Consider the following 16588-nt stretch of genomic DNA (forward strand, 5'->3'; position numbering starts at 1 on the left):
CCGTTCTAGCCGGCGTCCGTGAGCTCCGCCGTGAGACCGGCAAGTGCCTCGTGCTTGCCGATCTGCGCCATCCAGCACCAAAGCTCCAGCGTGCAATAGATGCGGTAGAGGGCGAGTGTCTCCCGCCAGTCGGGGCGCCCGATTGGGCCATAGCCGGCGAGCAATCCGTCGCGTTTCGGGGCGTCCTTCGGCGTGAAATAGTACAGCGCCTTCGCGATATCCATCAGCGGATCGCCTGATGTCGCGTTCTCGAAGTCGACGATGCCCGTCAGGTGCGGTTCGCCCTGCGACGTTACCAGCACATTGCCGGCATGGAAATCGTAGTGGCAGAGGCGAGGGGTGATTGCCGCCGCGAACAGGTGCTCTCGCTCCGCAACGCTGTCCCGCAAGCGCGCGGCCAGTGCGGGATCGCCGTCCCGCGCGCAAAATTCCGTCAGCTTCCGCTCGAACTGCGCGGACATGTAGGCATGGTTGCTCGGATGCGCCGTCCAGACGCCATTCGGGCCGATATAGCCAAAGCTGTCGAGGGCGACGTCGTTGATCGCTCGCAATGTTGCTCCCATCTCCGCGTAGATCGCTGTCAGCTCGGCTTCCGACAGCGTCGCCTCGCGGCGGCCGAGCACCGTGCCGTCGAGTCTGGTCATGAGCACATAGTTCAGGTCGATCACTGATCGCGTGTCGTCGGCGAGCAGGATTTTGGGGATGGCTGCGCCGAGGTCCCGCAGGAGACCCAGCACGTAGACCTCCTTGGCCATCTTCCACTGCAGCGATTCCGGATAGACCTTGAGGATGCAGGCCGGTGCGTCTGCCAGCGCGATCTCGAGCACGGTGCTGATCTCCCCGCCGTGCAACTCGGCGATGCCGAGGACGGATGCGTGCGGAGATATCCGACGGATGATCGCCTGCACCTGATCGACCGAGATCGCCAGCCGGGGCTTTAGCTGCAAGAGTGGATCGCTGGACATCGACGCTCGCTTCGGGCAGCACGGCGGAGCCGCGCTAAGGCATGATCCGGAAAAGCGCGCAGCGGTTCTCCGAAAAGATCACGCTCAAACAACGACCTAAAGCGCGATGACGATTCATCCTGATCTCATCGCGCTTTAGATCTCCAGCTCCGTGCCGAATTCCACGACCTGCTTGGTCGGCACGCCGAAGAACGCGGCGGAGCGTTCGGCGTTGCGCTGGAGGAAGGCGAACAGACCTTCGCGCCAGACCCACATGCCCGGAATGTCCTCGCGCGGGATGATGGTCTCGCGGCCGACATAATAGGTGATGTCGGAGAGATCGATGCCGGGCAGCTTGCCCTGCCGGCAGGCGAGGACCAGTCCTTCATAGATCGTCGGGTTCTGCATGAAGCCATAATGCAGGATCACGCGGGTGATGCCGGGGATGATCTCGATGATTTCGGCGCGGTCCTGGTCGGCGATATGCGGCATCTCCTCGATCAGCACGGTCACGAGGACGATGCGCTCGTGCAGGACGTGGTTGTGCTTGACGAACTGCGTGAGCGCCAGCGGCACACCCTTTGGGGCGGAGGCCAGGTAAACCGCCGTGCCGGGCAGCCTGGCGTGGCACTTGTTCACCGCCGTCTCGATCAGGTCCTCCTCGGGCTGGCGCAGCTTTGCGCGCGCGGCCTCGACGAGTTTCACGCCGCTGCGCCAGGTCAGCATCAGGAAGGCAACGAAGGCCGCGAGTAGCAGCGGAAACCAGCCGCCCTCGAACAGCTTGATCGAATTGGCGGAGAAGAAGATGATGTCGATCACGAAGAAGAAGCCGTTCACGGCCACCACGAGCCACGGCGAATAGCCCCACTGGATCGCGACCAGCGCAGCGAGCAGGGTGGTGATCGCCATCAGCAGCGACACCGCGATGCCATAGGCGCCGGCGAGCGCGTCGGACGTGCCGAAACTCAGCACTGCACCGAGCGTTGCTGCCGCGAGCAGCCAGTTCACCAGCGGCACATAGATCTGGCCGATCGCATCGCTGGTCGTGTGGCGGATCTGCATGCGCGGCAGGAAGCCGAGCTGGATTGATTGCTGGGTCAGCGAGAACACGCCGGAGATGATCGCCTGCGAGGCGATCACGGTCGCCACGGCCGAGAACGCGACCAGCAGATAATGCAGGGCGTCGGGGCAGAGCTGGAAGAACGGATTTTCGATCATCGTGGGATCGGTGATCAGGAGCGCGGCCTGGCCAAAGTAGTTCAGCACCAGAGCCGGCAGGCAGATCGCGAACCAGGCGAGCCGGATCGGCAAGCGGCCGAAATGGCCCATATCGGCATACATGGCCTCGCCGCCGGTGACCGCGAGGAAGGCGGCGCCGAGGATGGCGAAGGAGATGTGGAAGTCCTGGTGGATCAGGAAGTCGAAGGCATAGAGCGGGCTGAGCGCGGCCAGAACCGCCGGTGCCTTGACGATGCCGTGGATGCCGAGCGCGGCCAGCACGACGAACCAGGCCAGCATCACCGGTCCGAAGATGCGGCCGATGAAGCCGGTGCCCTGCTTCTGCATCATGAACAGGCCGATCAGGATGGCAACAGTAACGGGCACGACGACCGGCGAGAGCGAGGGCGCATCGACCTTGAGGCCTTCGATGGCTGAGAGCACCGAGATCGCCGGCGTAATTGCGCCGTCGCCGTAGAGCAGGGCGGCGCCGACGAGGCCAACGACGAGCAGATGGGCTCGCCAGGTGCCCGGCTGGGCGTGACGCGCGTGCAGTAGCGCCAGCAGCGCAACGATTCCGCCTTCGCCTCGGTTGTCCGCGCGCAGGATCAGCATCGCGTATTTCAACGAGATGATCAGCAGCAGCGCCCAGAGGATCAGCGAAGCAACTCCCAGGACGGCCTCGGGAGACACTGTGCCGCCATGAGCGGCCGCTTTGGCGGCTTCCTTGAGAGCATAGAGGGGGCTGGTGCCAATATCGCCATAGACCACCCCGAGGGCACCCATGGTCATGGCAAGCGGCAGCGGATCGGGATGATGGCCGGAAGCGACTGCGGGCGTACTGGACAAAGGCAACCCCTCAATGGGATCGCGCCCCACGGGCCATTCCGAGGGGCGCGACCGTCAGACAGTCTGCGACGAGACGTCGCAAATATCCATGGGGATCATGTTGAGATTTATGACGCGGAGCTGACAGACCGCTTACGGGGTGCGGTCCGCCGTGACGAGGCGAGCGACGCGGACATCAGCCTTGGTGCCGGCGCGGCGCAGGCACGACGCCTCGAAGTTCGGCCAAGCCTGCTGCGAGCACTCCCTGCCGATGGTCTTGATATCGAGCCGGTCGCTCTTGGCAAGCGGCTGCGGCACGCTGGCTTCGACCGTGGGGGCAAAACCGGGAAGGAGGGTGAGGGTTGCAGCCACGCACGCGGCGATAGCGATCGCTGAAAGAGCCTTGATCATCGACGGTCCCCTGTGATGCGGCCGCTGCGCCCAAGCTTGCGGCCCGTCATTCGTTGGCCGGATTGATAACCATGACCAGTTTCAGGACGTCTTCGCCGGCGCCGGAAATGGTTTCGTTCGCGCCCCGTTTTGTTTCGTGGGCGGCTCGAGAACGAAACAAATCAGGCCCTTCCGACAGGGATTGGCGGAAAACCGGCAAGAAATCGATGCGGAACCGGCCCCGCTTGCCGGGCCGGGCCGGCCGGGGTAGGAGGAGGCCATGCCGCGCATTGCCTTTTATCCCGGTTCCTTCGATCCCATCACCAACGGCCATCTGGACGTGGTCCGGAGCAGTGTCACGCTGTGCGATCGGCTGGTGGTCGCGATCGGGATCCATCCCGGCAAGAAGCCGCTGTTCTCGACCGAGGAGCGGCTCAAGATGCTCCACGACGTCTGCGGACCGGTGGCAGCACAGGCCGGCTGCACGCTCGAGGCCGTAACCTATGACGATCTCGCGGTCACCGCGGCGCGCAAGTATGGCGCGACCATCATGATTCGGGGCCTGCGCGACGGCACCGACCTCGACTACGAGATGAAGCTCGCCGGGATGAATGGCGCCATGGCGCCAGACGTGCAAACCGTCTTCCTGCCGGCTTCGCCCGTGGTCCGCCCGATTAACGGCACATTGGTGCGCCAGATCGCCGCCATGGGCGGAGACGTTTCGGCCTTCGTCCCGCCGCTCGTTGCATCCCAGCTCAAGGCAAAATTCGCCTGATAACGGCGCGCTTCCTTTCTCATTTCTGATCCGGAGTTGTCATGATCCGAATTCTCGCAGTTCTTGCCGCGCTTCTGTTCGCTGTTCCGGCGATGGCGCAGCAGCTGCCGGCCAATCTCGACAAGGCCAATGCGCTCGTCATCGATACCACCAAGGGCCGCATCGTCATCAAGCTCCGGAACGATCTGGCGCCGCAGCATGCCGAGCGCCTCAAGCAGCTTGCGCGCGAGGGCTTCTACAACAACGTGCCGTTCCACCGCGTGATGGACGGCTTCATGGCCCAGACCGGCGACGGCCAGAATGGCAATGGCACCGGGGGTTCGAAATATCAGAATCTGAAGCAGGAATTCTCCAAGGTGCATTTCGCGCGCGGCGTCGTCGGCATGGCCCGGCGCGGTGACAGCGTCGATACCGCCAACTCGCAGTTTTTCATCATGTTCGCCGACGGCGGCAGCCTCGACAACCAGTACACCGTGGTCGGTGAGGTCGTGCAGGGCATGGACGTCGTCGACAAGCTGAAGAAGGCACCGGCTGGCTCGCCGAGCGGCACCGTCACCGATCCCGACAAGATGGTGAAGGTGCAGGTCGCCTCTGATATCAAGTAGCCGGGATGATGACGCGCCGCGGCGACAGGCTCCTGCTCGCTGCCGCGGCGCTGCTGTTTGGCCTGACCTCTGCGGCCGCAGAGGACGCGCAGGTCAACACGATCCAGGACGTCTTCCAGCACTTGCGGACCTGCTGGAAGCCACCTCCGCCTGCCAAGGCTCGCCCACTCGACATCACGGTCGTCGTGAGCTTTAACCGGTCCGGAAACATTCTGGGCCATCCGAGGATTACCTATGAATCCGCGGAGGCCTCCGACAATGACCGGCTGCAATACCGGATCGCGGTGATGGAGGCGTTGCAACGCTGCACGCCGATGCCATTTACCGATGCAATGGCGGGCGCTGCCGCGGGACGTCCATTCGCGATCCAGTTCCGTAACCGCAAAACGTCACCCGACAAGACTTCACCACCAACGCAAGAGAGACGAGCATGAGCGTCACCGAAAACACATTGATCCTCGAGACCACGCAGGGCCCCGTCACCATCGAGATGCGCCCGGACCTCGCGCCCGGTCACGTCGCGCGCATCAAGGAGCTGGTCCGCGAGGGCTTCTATGACGGCATCGTGTTCCATCGTGTGATCGAGGGCTTCATGGCGCAGACCGGCTGCCCACACGGCACCGGCACCGGCGGCTCGGGCCAGAAGCTGAAGGCCGAGTTCAACAAGGAGCCGCATGTGCGCGGCACCGCCTCGATGGCGCGCGCGGCCAATCCCGATTCCGGCGACAGCCAGTTCTTCATCTGCTTCGACGATGCCCGCTTCCTCGACAATCAGTACACGGTGTGGGGCAAGGTCACCGAGGGCATGGAGAACGTCGACAAGATCAAGCGCGGCGAGCCGGTGCAGAACCCGGACAAGATCGTCAAGGCGCGCATGGCGGCTGACAAGGAGTGACCGCGTAGCGGTCATTCCGGGGCGTGCGAAGCGCGAACCCGGAATCTCGCGCCACGATCTCGAGATTCCGGATCGCCGCGCCCGTTGCGCGGCGTCCGGAATGACGGTGGTGGCGAAACAGACATGCGTACCGACCTCTTCGATTTCAACCTGCCGCCCGAGCGCATCGCGTTGCGCCCGGCGCATCCGCGCGACTCCGCGAAAATGCTGGTCGTCGAGAACGGGTCGTTACGCGACCAGATCATTGCCGATTTGCCGGACTGGCTGAAGGCGGGCGACCAGCTCGTCGTCAACGACACCAAAGTGATCGCGGCGCAGCTCAAGGGCCGCCGCATCGGCCGCGAGACCGAGCCGAAGATCGAGGCGACGCTGATCAAGCGTCTCGACGGCTCGCGCTGGCAGGCGCTGGTGAAGCCCGCCAAGAAGCTCGTTGCTGGCGACCGGATTCGCTTCGGCAATGAGGGCAAGGTCTGCCTGCTCGGCCATCTCGATGCCGAGGTCGAGGCGAAGGGCATGGAAGGCGAGGTGACGCTGTCATTCTCGTTCCACGGGCCCGCGTTGGATCAGGCCATCGCCGATCTCGGCAGCCCGCCGCTGCCGCCCTATATCGCCTCGAAACGCACGCCTGACGACCAGGACCTCGCCGACTACCAGACCATGTTCGCTGCCAATGAAGGTGCGGTCGCGGCTCCCACCGCTGGGCTCCATTTCACCCCGGCGCTCGAGCAGGCGCTGAGCGCGCGCGGCGTCGGCATCGTCAGCATCACGCTCCATGTCGGGGCAGGGACTTTCCTCCCCGTCAAGGTCGACGACACCGACGGCCACAAGATGCACGCCGAGTGGGGCACGATCTCGGCGGAGACTGCGGAACGGCTCAATACCGCGCGAAAGAAGGGCGGCCGCATCGTTGCCGTCGGCACCACGTCGTTGCGGCTGCTGGAAAGCGCTGCCAGCGAGGACGGTACGATCCAGCCGTTTACGGCCGAGACATCGATTTTCATCACACCCGGCTATCGCTTTCGCGCCGTCGATATTTTGATGACGAACTTCCACTTGCCGAAATCGACGCTGTTCATGCTGGTGTCGGCTTTCGCTGGCCTCGACACGATGAAGCAGGCCTATGCGCACGCGATCGCGAAGGGCTACCGGTTCTACTCGTATGGCGACGCATGCTTGCTGTTTCGGGCAGAGCCGTAGGGTGGGTTCGCCGTAAGGCGTAACCCACCACTTCTGTTTCCACGGAGACGAAAGAGGTGGGTTACGCTTCGCTAACCCACCCTACGGACACCGTCCGTTACGCCATCACCCGCTGCGGCAGCAGCTCGGCGATCTGCACGGCATTCAGCGCCGCGCCCTTGAGCAGCTGATCGGCCGCCACGAACATCGAGATCGAGTGCCCTGAGGGATCGCTGAGGTCCTTGCGGATGCGGCCGACCAGAACGTCGTCCTGGCCCGAGGCGTCGATTGGCATAGGGAAGTAGTTCTTCACGCGATCGTCGACGACCTTCACGCCGGTCGCCTGCGCCATGATGGCGCGGACCTGATTCTCGGTAATCGGCTTCTCGCATTCGAAGGTGATCGCCTCGCAATGCGCGCGCAGCACCGGCACGCGGACGCAGGTTACGCCGATTGCGATCTTCTCGTCCTCGAAGATCTTGCGGGTCTCCTGGATGACCTTGGTCTCTTCGTCGTTGTAGCCCGTCTCGGGATCGACGGCGGTGTTGTGGTTGAAGAGATTGAAGGCGTAGGGGTGCGGCATCACCTTGGGCGTATAGAGCTGCCCGTTGAGATTGGCGCGGGTGGACTCGACGAGCTCGTCCATCGCGGCCGCGCCAGCGCCGGAAGCCGCCTGGTAGGTCGAGATGATGACGCGCTTGATGCGGTTCCTCTGGTGGATCGGCCAGAGCGGCACCAGCGCGGTGATCGCGGCGCAATTCGGGTTCGCAATGATGCCCTTGTGATCCCTGATGCGGTTGCCGTTGACCTCTGGGATCACCAGCGGCACGTTCGGGTCCATGCGGAAGGCGGACGAGTTGTCGACGACGACGGCACCGGCCTTGACCGCGATCGGCGCGAACTTCTTGGAGATGCCGCTGCCGGCGGAGAACAGTGCGATGTCGACGCCCTCGAAGGCGCGCTCGGTCAGCTCCTCGATGACGATGTTCTGGCCGCGGAACGAGACCGTCTTGCCGGCGGAGCGGGCGCTGGCGAGCGCCTTGAGCTTGCCGACGCGAAAGCCGCGCTTGTCCATGGTGGCGATGAATTCGGCGCCCACCGCACCGGTGACGCCGACAATCGCGACGACGGGATCGTTACTCACTTTGTCCTCCATTCCATTTCGCTTGAGCTGAGATTCAGGCAACAAAAAAGCCCCGGACCATCGAGGGCGGGGCTTCGGTAGAGCTGATTGCGTTTTAGTCGACGACTACGCGCGCACGCCTCCCCGGGCCCCGAAGGCCGTGGTGGTTTTGGTCGTGCGTTTGGTGGTCGTGAACATGGCGGCGACTTATGCGGGAGAGTCTGGCGTCCGTCAATGGCTCTTGGGCGGGATTGTGGCCCGCGCTATTTGCCCCGGACGCCCGGCGGTTCGAGGAGGACCTCCTTGAGGTCGTCTCCGCTGATGACGACGATCGCGAAATTGAGCCGGCCGCGGTCGCGCACCAGCCCGCCGCTGATGGCCTTGCCAGAGGCCGCCTGCTCGGCGACGCGCACGGCATCAGCCAGGCGGTGCCTGATGGTGCCGAGCGCTGCGAGGTTGCCGCGATCCTCATGATCCAGCTCGGCCAGGGGGAGGGCGGCCTCGCCACCCATGACCTCGCCGGTTGCGGCATTGATGGTGTGCCGCCAGATCCGGTCGTTGTGAAGGGTCTTGACCCGGTACACCGGTACGCCCGAGCCACCATCGAAGCTGATATCCGCTGTGGTCGCGCCGGCGTGACGGGCTTCGGCGATCGCCATGGCCTGGCCGATCGAGATCGACGAACTGCGGAAGCGCTCGATCTCGCGGCTGACGGCCTGGCGGTCCGCCGTGGCGTCGCCATCTGTCTCGCTGTGGAGGGCGGCCGGTGTGCTGCTGGCGGATACGATCGCGCGCGCCGGTGTTGCGATCAGCAGCCCCGACAGGGCGATCGCCAGCAACCCGTACACCCGTGGTCTCGTCGCGCTCATGGTCCAAACCTTCGGCCAGCAAGTGTGCCGGATGTTCGTAAAGAAATCGCGGCCGGCCTTGGGCATCGGCCGGCCGCGGAGCGTCGTGGCGGGCTGTACCCGTCGCGGCGATCCAAGCGGTCCGGTCCTCTTTTGGGGCTGGTGAAAAAAAGTGGCCCGCACCGCTCTATAAACAAAACCATACCGTATCGTTTTATTTTGGTCAACGAAGCGGCCATCGTCCGCAGAGGACAAATCGCCGGTCTCACGTAAATGTCAGCGGGAGGGGCGGCGGCGATGGGCGGCCTTGGCGGTGTCTCTTGCAGTTTCTTGCACGCGGTCGGCGGGGCCAATCGCGCCGGCCAGGAACAGCTTGATCGCCGCGCGCATCCGCTTCTCGGCGGCCTTTAGTGCCATCGGCGTGCCGAATGTCGCCATGCGGTGGGTGTGGCCGACGACGACGTCGAGAAAAACCTCGGCTGCGATCGTGGTGTCGTCGACATCGAGCGCGCCCTGCGCCACCAGATGATCGAAGAAGCGCGCGGTGGTGGCGACGGCCTTCAGCCAACCTTCTTCCTTGCCGAGCTTGGCGATGTCAGGGAAGTTGATGGCCTGCGACGTCATCATGCGGCTGAAGGCCACGGCGTCGGGTCCGCAGGTGAAATTGAGCATTTCGCGCCCGATTTCCACGAGACGCTGTTCCACCGAAATGTCGGAGGAGCTGCCGAGCTGTGTTTCGGCTGCCGCCGACAGCGGCGCAAGCCAGCGCGCGATCTCGCGGCGGAGCACGGCGGCAAACAGGCCGCGCTTGTCGCCGTAGCGCGAATAAACCGTGGGCTTGCTGACGCGGGCCGCTTCCGCCACCGCATCGAGCGAGGTCGCATCAAAACCGCGGTCGAGAAACAGGCGCGTGGCGACCTCGATCAGCCGCTGATCGCGCTCGATCGCAGCGCTCTTCGTCGGCCGGCCGCCGCGCGATTTCGACACCTCGCGCCGAGGTGCTGCCGTTCTTGCCTTGGTCGCGGCCAATCCCATGCCCAATGATATGTCCAATGATTCCTGCGCGGTCGTGCCAGTGTGCATTGCTGTATAACGCGCAGCAACCGGGGCGTCATCGCGAATCTGGCCGAATTGGCCGTATCGTCAACGGTCTCCGACCGACGCCGTTCCGTGACGCGGACCTTACGGCAGCCGCGAGGTCCAGGCCTGGCCGCCGGCCGCTTTCTCATATCCGTATTGATAGAGTGCCCGCATATAGCCGGTGTCGAAACCTTCGGATGGCGGCGCCGGATAATCGCGCTCGATGTACGAGAGATGGAAGCCGAGGTGGTTGCGCTGGGCGAAATCATAGGTCGAAAAGATGATCGAGCGCGTCTGCGATTGCGTGATCGAGGACAGGCTGCGTGAAGCGACATCGATTGTGCTGTTGGCGACGAGCTCGAAGTTGCGTTCGATCTTCTTGTTGACGAGAATATAGATGTCCATCTTCGCGTTGCCGGGCAGGCGGCCCTGGAACAGTAGCGCTTCGGGCAGCGTCAGCACCGGCGCCGTCACCCCGCCGTCGACATGCATCTCCTGAAATTTGCGGCCCTGGCCTTCGGCCTCGATCAGGATCGGCGGAAACACCAGCGGAATGCTGGCGGAGGCGGCCATGACGTCGCGAAACAGTTTGAGCGCTTCGGGCGTGCCGACCGCCGCGATCTTGCCCATATCCCAGATCGCGGTGCGCTGGGTGTCGAGATCCGTGGTGACCACCAATAGACGCCGGCCCTTGGCATTTTCGCGGGCGACCTGCGCCATGATCTCGGGCCCGACATAGCGCGCCACCAGCTCACGCAGCCGCGTGTTGCCGAACAGGCCGGAGCCGAACAGCACGCGCATGATGCTCGGATCGTTCAGCAGGCTCTCGGCGATGCCGCTGGTGTAGAGCTCCCGCAGCGTGTCGTCATATTGCGACCCGAGGAACGCGAAGGGCGCGATCAGGCCGCCGGTGCTCACGCCCGAGACGACAGAGAAAGTCGGTCGGTTGCGCGCTGCGGTCCAGCCGTTCAGCACGCCGACGCCATAGGCGCCATCGGCGCCGCCGCCGGAGAGCGCCAGATAGGTTTTGCTCCCGGTCGCCTTGTCCTGCTCGAAGCTGAACCTGGGGACGGGTTCGTCTGCGTAGCGCCGCAAGCCGTCGATATCGAGCACGCGCGAGCCGCTCGCATCGGCCGCCGTATAGGGCGTGCGGGGGAGCGAAGTGCAGGCGGCGACCGCGAGGCTGCATGTCAGCGCCAGCGACCTGATCAGGTGGGCGGCCGCGCGCCTCGTCCGGCCGCTCTGGAGGGCGGACATCTCATTCGAACATGCGGGGAAGGGCATCGGTCGGTGGCTGGATCACGCATCTACAGCCGTCGGCAATCTGCCACGGCGTCTCGTCCAGCCCCAACTTTGAAACTATACTGTATCGTTTTATTTATCAAGCGTGACAGGGATCACGTCCGCGTCAGCGCTGTCCCAGTCTGGGGCATCGGGTCCGGGCGGGTTGATCGACATGTCACGACACGCAATAAGCACCGCCATGAGTCGTCCTGATACCGGTCTACCCAACCATTTCGAGCTGCTCGGCACCGATGGTGCCGCGCGCACCGGCCGCCTGACCACGCCACATGGAATGGTGCGAACCCCCGCCTTCATGCCGGTCGGCACCGCCGGCGCCATGAAGGGCATGCATTGGCGCGAGGTGCGCGATGCCGGCGCCGACATCGTGCTCGGCAATACCTATCATCTGATGCTGCGTCCCGGCGCGGAGCGCATCAACGCCCTCGGCGGCCTGCAGAAGTTCACCGGCTGGAATGGGCCGATGCTGACGGATTCCGGCGGCTTCCAGGTGATGTCGCTGTCGGACCTGCGCAAGATCAGCGAGCATGCCGTCACCTTCCGCTCGCACATCGACGGCGCCAAGATCGAGCTGTCGCCGGAGCGCTCAATCGAGGTCCAGCGTCTGCTCGGCTCCGACATCGCGATGCAGATGGACGAGTGCGTGCGGCTGCCGGCCGAGCGCGACGACATCGACCGCGCGATGCGTCTGTCGCTACGCTGGGCCGAGCGAAGTAAGCGCGCCTTCGAGAGCGCGCCTGATGGCTATATGCTGTTCGGCATCGTGCAGGGCGGCGACATCCCGCAGCTGCGCCATGTCAGCGCGCAAGGCCTGGTCGAGATCGGCTTCCACGGCTACGCGATCGGCGGGCTGGCCGTCGGCGAGCCGCAGGCGGTGATGCTGGCGATGATCGACGAGACCGCGCCGGCGCTGCCGACGGACCGTCCGCGCTATCTGATGGGCGTCGGCACGCCCGACGACATTCTCGAGGCGGTGAAGCGCGGCGTCGATATGTTCGATTGCGTGATGCCGACGCGCAACGGCCGCCATGGCGTTGCCTTCACGCGCTTCGGCCAGGTGAACCTGCGCAACGCGCGTCACGCCGATGATCCGCGCCCGCTCGACGAAGAGAGTTCATGGCCGTCGGCGCGCAACTACGCGCGCGCCTATCTGCACCATCTCGTCAAGGCCGGCGAGACGCTGGGAGCGATGCTGCTCTCTGAAATCAATATCGCTTACTACCAGTCCCTGATGCAGGGCATCAGGGACGCGATCGCACACGGAACGTTCGATCAGTTCTATCAGCGTACGCGCGAGGATTGGGCGAAGGGCGACATCGCCGCGCGCTAGGCGCGTCAACGATCAGTTGCACACAATCCGTTGTTTAACGGCATGCTTGGTGACGAAGCCATAGCCGCAATTGTCGCAGGTCCAGAGATAGCTGATCATGTGGTCCGAGACGTAGGCAGAAGCTTCGGCGGCGACCATGGAGTCGGCGCAGACGGGACAGGTGGGCAACTCGCTACAACGCGGATCACGCCTTGGTGCGACGGTCGACAACACTTCAGCAACTGCTGACATCGTGGTGACCTCCTGCTTCGAGACCTAAGTCTAACATAAGCAGAATCAGTTGACGAGGTCGCAACACAAATGCGTTGGTTTTCTGATAATTAAAGCTCACGCGATTTTGCGATGCAGCGTATTTAACATGTGCCGCATTGCCGCTTGCGTGTTGTCACAAGCTGTCCGTAACTGGGCAAGCGCTGCGACAGAAGCGCAAACTATTGCCATAGGGAGTTCATCATGGACGCATCGTCCACCACGGGTGCAGCGCACCAACCCGGCCGCGGCCGCGTCTATGAGTCGATCGTCGAGGCTTTCGGCGACACGCCGATCGTGCGCTTGCGCCGGCTGCCGGGTATGCACGGCGTCAATGCGACTGTTCTGGCGAAGCTCGAATATTTCAATCCGGCCGCGAGCGTGAAGGACCGCATCGGTGCGGCCATGATCATCGCCATGGAGAGGGCGGGCATCATCAAGCCTGGCACCGTGCTGATCGAGCCGACCTCCGGCAATACCGGCATTGCGCTCGCCTTCGTCGCGGCGTCACGCGGTTACCGGCTGAAGCTGGTGATGCCGGAATCCATGTCGATCGAGCGGCGTAAGATGCTCGCCTTCCTCGGTGCCGAACTGGTGCTGACGCCGGCTGCGCAAGGCATGAAAGGCGCGATCGCAGCGGCCGAAGAGCTTTTGAAGACGACACCGAACTCGGTGATGCCGCAGCAGTTCAAGAACCTCGCCAATCCCGAGGTGCATCGCCGCACCACCGCGGAGGAGATCTGGAACGATACCGCCGGCAATATCGACTTCTTCGTCGCCGGTGTCGGCACCGGAGGCACCATCACGGGTGTCGGTCAGGTCCTGAAGCCGCGCAAGGCGTCTTTGCGGGTGGTCGCGGTCGAGCCCGAGGAGAGCCCGGTGCTGTCAGGCGGCCAGCACACACCCCATAAGATCCAGGGCATCGGCGCGGGCTTCGTGCCCGACATCCTTGATCGCGGGGTGATCGACGAGATCGTGAAGATCAATTCGACGACCGCGATCGAGACATCGCGGGCGCTGGCGCGGCATGAGGGCATTCCGGGCGGCATCTCCTCGGGGGCTGCGATTGCCGCAGCGCTCCAGATCGGCAAGCGGCCGGAAGCGGCGGGAAAAACCATTTTGGCTATCGTGCCGTCCTTCTCCGAACGATATCTTTCGACCGCTCTGTTTGAAGGGATCTGAGAGATGGCGGAACAACCGAGGCGGCCGCGCACGCTGGGCGATGCGCGGTCGGAGGCCGAGGCGGCGTTCAAGAAAGTGACGGCCAAGGTCGCCGCAGCGCCGCCGAAGCAGAACGTGGCGCCTGGCATCAAGGAGCAGGTCACCCTGCGCATCGACCAGGACGTGCTGGAGTTCTTCCAGGAGGGCGGTCCGGGCTGGCAGGACCGCATCAACGAGGCCTTACGCAAGGCGGCGGGGAAGTAGGCGTCTGACGCACCCCCCAGGGACCTGGCGGCCGCCTCAGAGCACCTGCGACAGGAACCGCTGGGTGCGCGCGTCCCTGGCCGCCGTGAACAATGTGTCCGGCGGGCCGTGCTCGACGATCACGCCGCGATCGGTGAAGTAGACATGGTCGGCGACCTCGCGCGCGAAGTTCATCTCATGGGTGACGAGGATGCAGGTCATCCCGTCCTCGGCCAGCTCCCGGATGGTGACGAGGACCTCCTTGACCGTTTCCGGATCGAGCGCGGCGGTCACCTCGTCGAACAGCATGATGTCCGGCCGCATCGCCAGTGAGCGGGCAATCGCCACGCGCTGCTGCTGTCCGCCGGAGAGTTCACCGGGGTAGCTGTCTTCTTTCCCCGCGAGCCGCACCTTGGCCAGCAGCGTCCGGGCGCGCGCCTCGACCTCGTCGCGGTTCTGGCGAAGGACATGGATCGGCGCCATCATCACGTTTTGCATTGCGGTCTTGTGCGGGAAGAGATTGTACTGCTGAAATACCATCCCGACCTTGCGCCGGAGCGCCAGCTTGTCGAGCTTGGGATCGGTGACCTCGATGCCTTCGATCTGAATGCTGCCGGACGTAATCGGCTGGAGCGCATTGATACAGCGGATCAGCGTGGATTTGCCGGATCCCGACGGGCCGATGATGCAGATCACCTCGCCTTTCCTGACGGAGAGGCTGATGCCTTTCAGGACCTCGAGAGCGCCGAAGGATTTTCTGACGTCGACGCATTGAACGATGGGCTGATCCGGAGTCCAGCTCGTGGCCATGGTCTTGTCCCTCAGCGCACGCGGAACCGGCGCTCGAGGCGGGCGGTCCAGAGGTTGATCGGATAACAATAGAGAAAGAAGCACAGCAGCGCGAAACCGTAGAGCGGCGCGAACAGTTCGGGCCTGCCGCCCTCGGCGGCGTGCACCTGTGCCGTCAGCGTCAGCATCTCCGAAACGCCCACGATCGAGGCCAGGACCGTCGACATCGCAACGAGGGCATAAACGTTCATCCAGGGCGGCAGCATGCGCTTGATACATTGCGGCAGCATGATCAGCCACATCGTCTGCCGCCGTGTGAACGCGAGCGATTCCGCGGCCTCCCATTGCGTCGACGGAATCGAGCGGACGGCGCCACGGACGACCTCGGCGACATTCGCCATGACGGGCAGGGCGAAGCCGACCGTCGCCTTGATCCAGTCCGGCAAGGGGATGGTCGTCTTGAACAGGGTGACCTGGAACGGCACCAGAAACATCACGAAGAACAGCAGTACCAGCCAGGGCGCGTTGCGGAAGAACTGCGTGAGGAGCCAACTGACCGCGGCGATGGGCCGGAACTCCGACAACAGGCCCAGACCGAGGCCGAGCCCGGCAATGGTGCCGAGCAGCATGGCCAGCAGCGAGATCAGGATGTTGAAGGCGAACCCGCGCAAGAGCAAGGGGGACCATTTCAGGATGACCTGGAATGGCGACAGCATGGTCGGTCCGCTCTGCGCCCACGCGGTGGATGCAGCCATGATGGCGCAGAAGCAGAGGATGGCAGCGGACAACGGACTGATCCGAAGGGAGATCCTGACTGGCGCGAGACGATACGGCAGCAGGACGGCAAGCCGGTGCCCGGGCTCCTCGCTCGTCATCGCGCATATCCGGGAATGCGCATCGCCCGCTCCCAGCGATGCATCAACCAGACGAGAATGCCGACAAGGATGCCGTAGGTCGCGAGCAGCACGACCATCATCTCAAAGACGTTCTGCGATTCCGACCAGATCTGCTTGACCGCGTACAGCGTTTCGGGGACGGCGATGGCGTAGGCCAGCGTCGTCGTCTTGAGCAAATTGACGAGGTTGTTGTTCAGCGCGGGAAGGCAAACGCGAAGCGCGAGCGGCAGCACGATATGAACATAGGCCTTGAAGCGCGTGTATCCGAGCGCTTCGGCGGCTTCCAATGTCGTCCTCGGTACCGCCTCGATGCCGGAGCGAAAGATTTCGACATTGAACGCTGCTGCAAACAGCGACAGCGAAATGATCGCCCATTGGACATTGCTCAGCAGCGGAACGCGCATGCCCGCCGTCTCGACGGCCGGCAGCATGGTGCCGAGGCCGAAATAGAAAAAGAAGATCTGGACCAGCGGCGGGGTGTTGCGGAACACCACGACGAAAGCATCGACGCCGATCCGCAACATCCGGGACAGACTGCCCTGCGCCAGGGCCCCAAGCGCACCGATGAGGAGGCTCAGGAGGATGGTCGTGACGCTGAGGAGCAGTGTCATCTTGAGCCCGGCGAAATAGCGGTCCCAGTCGTAGGCGTCGTAAAAGACCGAGAAATTCAGCCCCGTCGTCTCGTAGAGGTGCTGAAACCAGTTGCCGATTGCTTGCATGTTGCGCGACACCGGGA

At 63.9% G+C, this 16588-nt stretch carries 19 protein-coding genes; 8 read left to right on the forward strand and 11 right to left on the reverse strand.

The genetic code is table 11. The annotated features are described in order from the left end of the window. Positions 1-5: 5 nt before the first annotated feature. From JQ587_RS05750 to JQ587_RS05760, 3 genes are all read right to left on the reverse strand, one after another. Positions 6-965, reverse strand: coding sequence for a phosphotransferase family protein (locus tag JQ587_RS05750; protein ID WP_212424653.1), 960 nt, complete (start codon positions 963-965; stop codon positions 6-8). A gap of 135 nt (positions 966-1100) precedes the next feature. Further along, positions 1101-2954 (reverse strand): potassium transporter Kup, encoded by a 1854-nt coding sequence (locus JQ587_RS05755; protein WP_212424749.1) that lies wholly within the window; start codon positions 2952-2954, stop codon positions 1101-1103. A 189-nt stretch (positions 2955-3143) separates the two neighbouring features. Next, entirely contained in the window at positions 3144-3401 is a 258-nt protein-coding gene (locus JQ587_RS05760; RefSeq protein WP_212303867.1) for a hypothetical protein, read from the reverse strand. 259 nt (positions 3402-3660) lie between these two features. Here JQ587_RS05760 and coaD point away from each other — a divergent pair, with 259 nt between their 5' ends. The 5 genes from coaD (at position 3661) to queA (ending at position 6852) form a co-directional block, all read left to right on the forward strand. Further along, complete coding sequence (gene coaD / locus JQ587_RS05765) at positions 3661-4155, forward strand: pantetheine-phosphate adenylyltransferase (protein WP_212424654.1); 495 nt, start codon at positions 3661-3663, stop codon at positions 4153-4155. Between the two features lie 41 nt (positions 4156-4196). After that, on the forward strand, positions 4197-4760 hold the full coding sequence (locus JQ587_RS05770) for a peptidylprolyl isomerase (protein ID WP_212424655.1): 564 nt from the start codon (positions 4197-4199) through the stop codon (positions 4758-4760). An 8-nt stretch (positions 4761-4768) separates the two neighbouring features. Then, positions 4769-5194 (forward strand): UCP034077 family protein, encoded by a 426-nt coding sequence (locus tag JQ587_RS05775; protein ID WP_212303879.1) that lies wholly within the window; start codon positions 4769-4771, stop codon positions 5192-5194. Further along, positions 5191-5655 (forward strand): peptidylprolyl isomerase, encoded by a 465-nt coding sequence (locus JQ587_RS05780; protein ID WP_212303863.1) that lies wholly within the window; start codon positions 5191-5193, stop codon positions 5653-5655. The genes JQ587_RS05775 and JQ587_RS05780 overlap by 4 nt, the downstream gene beginning before the upstream one ends. A 123-nt stretch (positions 5656-5778) precedes the next feature. Next, entirely contained in the window at positions 5779-6852 is a 1074-nt protein-coding gene (gene queA, locus JQ587_RS05785; RefSeq protein WP_212424656.1) for a tRNA preQ1(34) S-adenosylmethionine ribosyltransferase-isomerase QueA, read from the forward strand. A 97-nt stretch (positions 6853-6949) separates the two neighbouring features. On the opposite strand, the gene JQ587_RS05790 is transcribed toward queA, so the two are convergent. The 4 genes from JQ587_RS05790 to JQ587_RS05805 form a co-directional block, all read right to left on the reverse strand. Beyond that, the gene (locus JQ587_RS05790; protein WP_212424657.1) at positions 6950-7987 is read right to left on the reverse strand and encodes an aspartate-semialdehyde dehydrogenase; all 1038 of its coding nucleotides are present in this window, start codon (positions 7985-7987) and stop codon (positions 6950-6952) included. Positions 7988-8217: 230 nt separating this feature from the next. After that, positions 8218-8823 (reverse strand): PepSY domain-containing protein, encoded by a 606-nt coding sequence (locus JQ587_RS05795; protein WP_212424750.1) that lies wholly within the window; start codon positions 8821-8823, stop codon positions 8218-8220. A 255-nt stretch (positions 8824-9078) separates the two neighbouring features. After that, a complete protein-coding gene (locus tag JQ587_RS05800) occupies positions 9079-9837 on the reverse strand; it encodes a TetR/AcrR family transcriptional regulator (RefSeq protein ID WP_212424751.1) in 759 nt (252 codons plus the stop codon). A gap of 147 nt (positions 9838-9984) precedes the next feature. Then, a complete protein-coding gene (locus JQ587_RS05805; protein WP_249154184.1) occupies positions 9985-11139 on the reverse strand; it encodes a patatin-like phospholipase family protein in 1155 nt (384 codons plus the stop codon). 226 nt (positions 11140-11365) lie between these two features. Here JQ587_RS05805 and tgt point away from each other — a divergent pair, with 226 nt between their 5' ends. Continuing rightward, positions 11366-12514 (forward strand): tRNA guanosine(34) transglycosylase Tgt, encoded by a 1149-nt coding sequence (gene tgt, locus JQ587_RS05810; RefSeq protein ID WP_212424659.1) that lies wholly within the window; start codon positions 11366-11368, stop codon positions 12512-12514. A 12-nt stretch (positions 12515-12526) separates the two neighbouring features. Here the strand turns inward: tgt and JQ587_RS05815 are convergent, their stop codons facing one another. Further along, a complete protein-coding gene (locus JQ587_RS05815) occupies positions 12527-12745 on the reverse strand; it encodes a hypothetical protein (RefSeq protein WP_128951697.1) in 219 nt (72 codons plus the stop codon). Between the two features lie 222 nt (positions 12746-12967). Between JQ587_RS05815 and cysK the strand changes: the two genes are divergently transcribed. Together cysK and JQ587_RS05825 are read left to right on the forward strand one after the other, a co-directional pair. Continuing rightward, complete coding sequence (cysK, locus tag JQ587_RS05820; protein WP_212424660.1) at positions 12968-13945, forward strand: cysteine synthase A; 978 nt, start codon at positions 12968-12970, stop codon at positions 13943-13945. Positions 13946-13948: 3 nt separating this feature from the next. Then, the gene (locus JQ587_RS05825; protein WP_212424661.1) at positions 13949-14188 is read left to right on the forward strand and encodes a BrnA antitoxin family protein; all 240 of its coding nucleotides are present in this window, start codon (positions 13949-13951) and stop codon (positions 14186-14188) included. Between the two features lie 36 nt (positions 14189-14224). Here JQ587_RS05825 and JQ587_RS05830 read toward each other — a convergent pair whose 3' ends face one another. Genes JQ587_RS05830 through JQ587_RS05840 form a run of 3 tightly spaced genes read right to left on the reverse strand, consistent with a single transcriptional unit; the run spans position 14225 to position 16571 of the window. Beyond that, complete coding sequence (locus JQ587_RS05830; protein WP_212424662.1) at positions 14225-14977, reverse strand: amino acid ABC transporter ATP-binding protein; 753 nt, start codon at positions 14975-14977, stop codon at positions 14225-14227. 11 nt (positions 14978-14988) lie between these two features. Further along, on the reverse strand, positions 14989-15831 hold the full coding sequence (locus JQ587_RS05835) for an amino acid ABC transporter permease (protein WP_212424663.1): 843 nt from the start codon (positions 15829-15831) through the stop codon (positions 14989-14991). Further along, positions 15828-16571 carry an amino acid ABC transporter permease gene (locus JQ587_RS05840; RefSeq protein WP_212424664.1) on the reverse strand — a complete coding sequence of 248 codons (744 nt, stop codon included), beginning with the start codon at positions 16569-16571 and terminating at the stop codon, positions 15828-15830. Before JQ587_RS05840 ends, JQ587_RS05835 begins: the two co-directional genes overlap by 4 nt. Positions 16572-16588: the final 17 nt, after the last annotated feature.

Source organism: Bradyrhizobium manausense (genome assembly GCF_018130615.1).
In the GTDB taxonomy this organism is placed as follows: domain Bacteria; phylum Pseudomonadota; class Alphaproteobacteria; order Rhizobiales; family Xanthobacteraceae; genus Bradyrhizobium; species Bradyrhizobium manausense_A.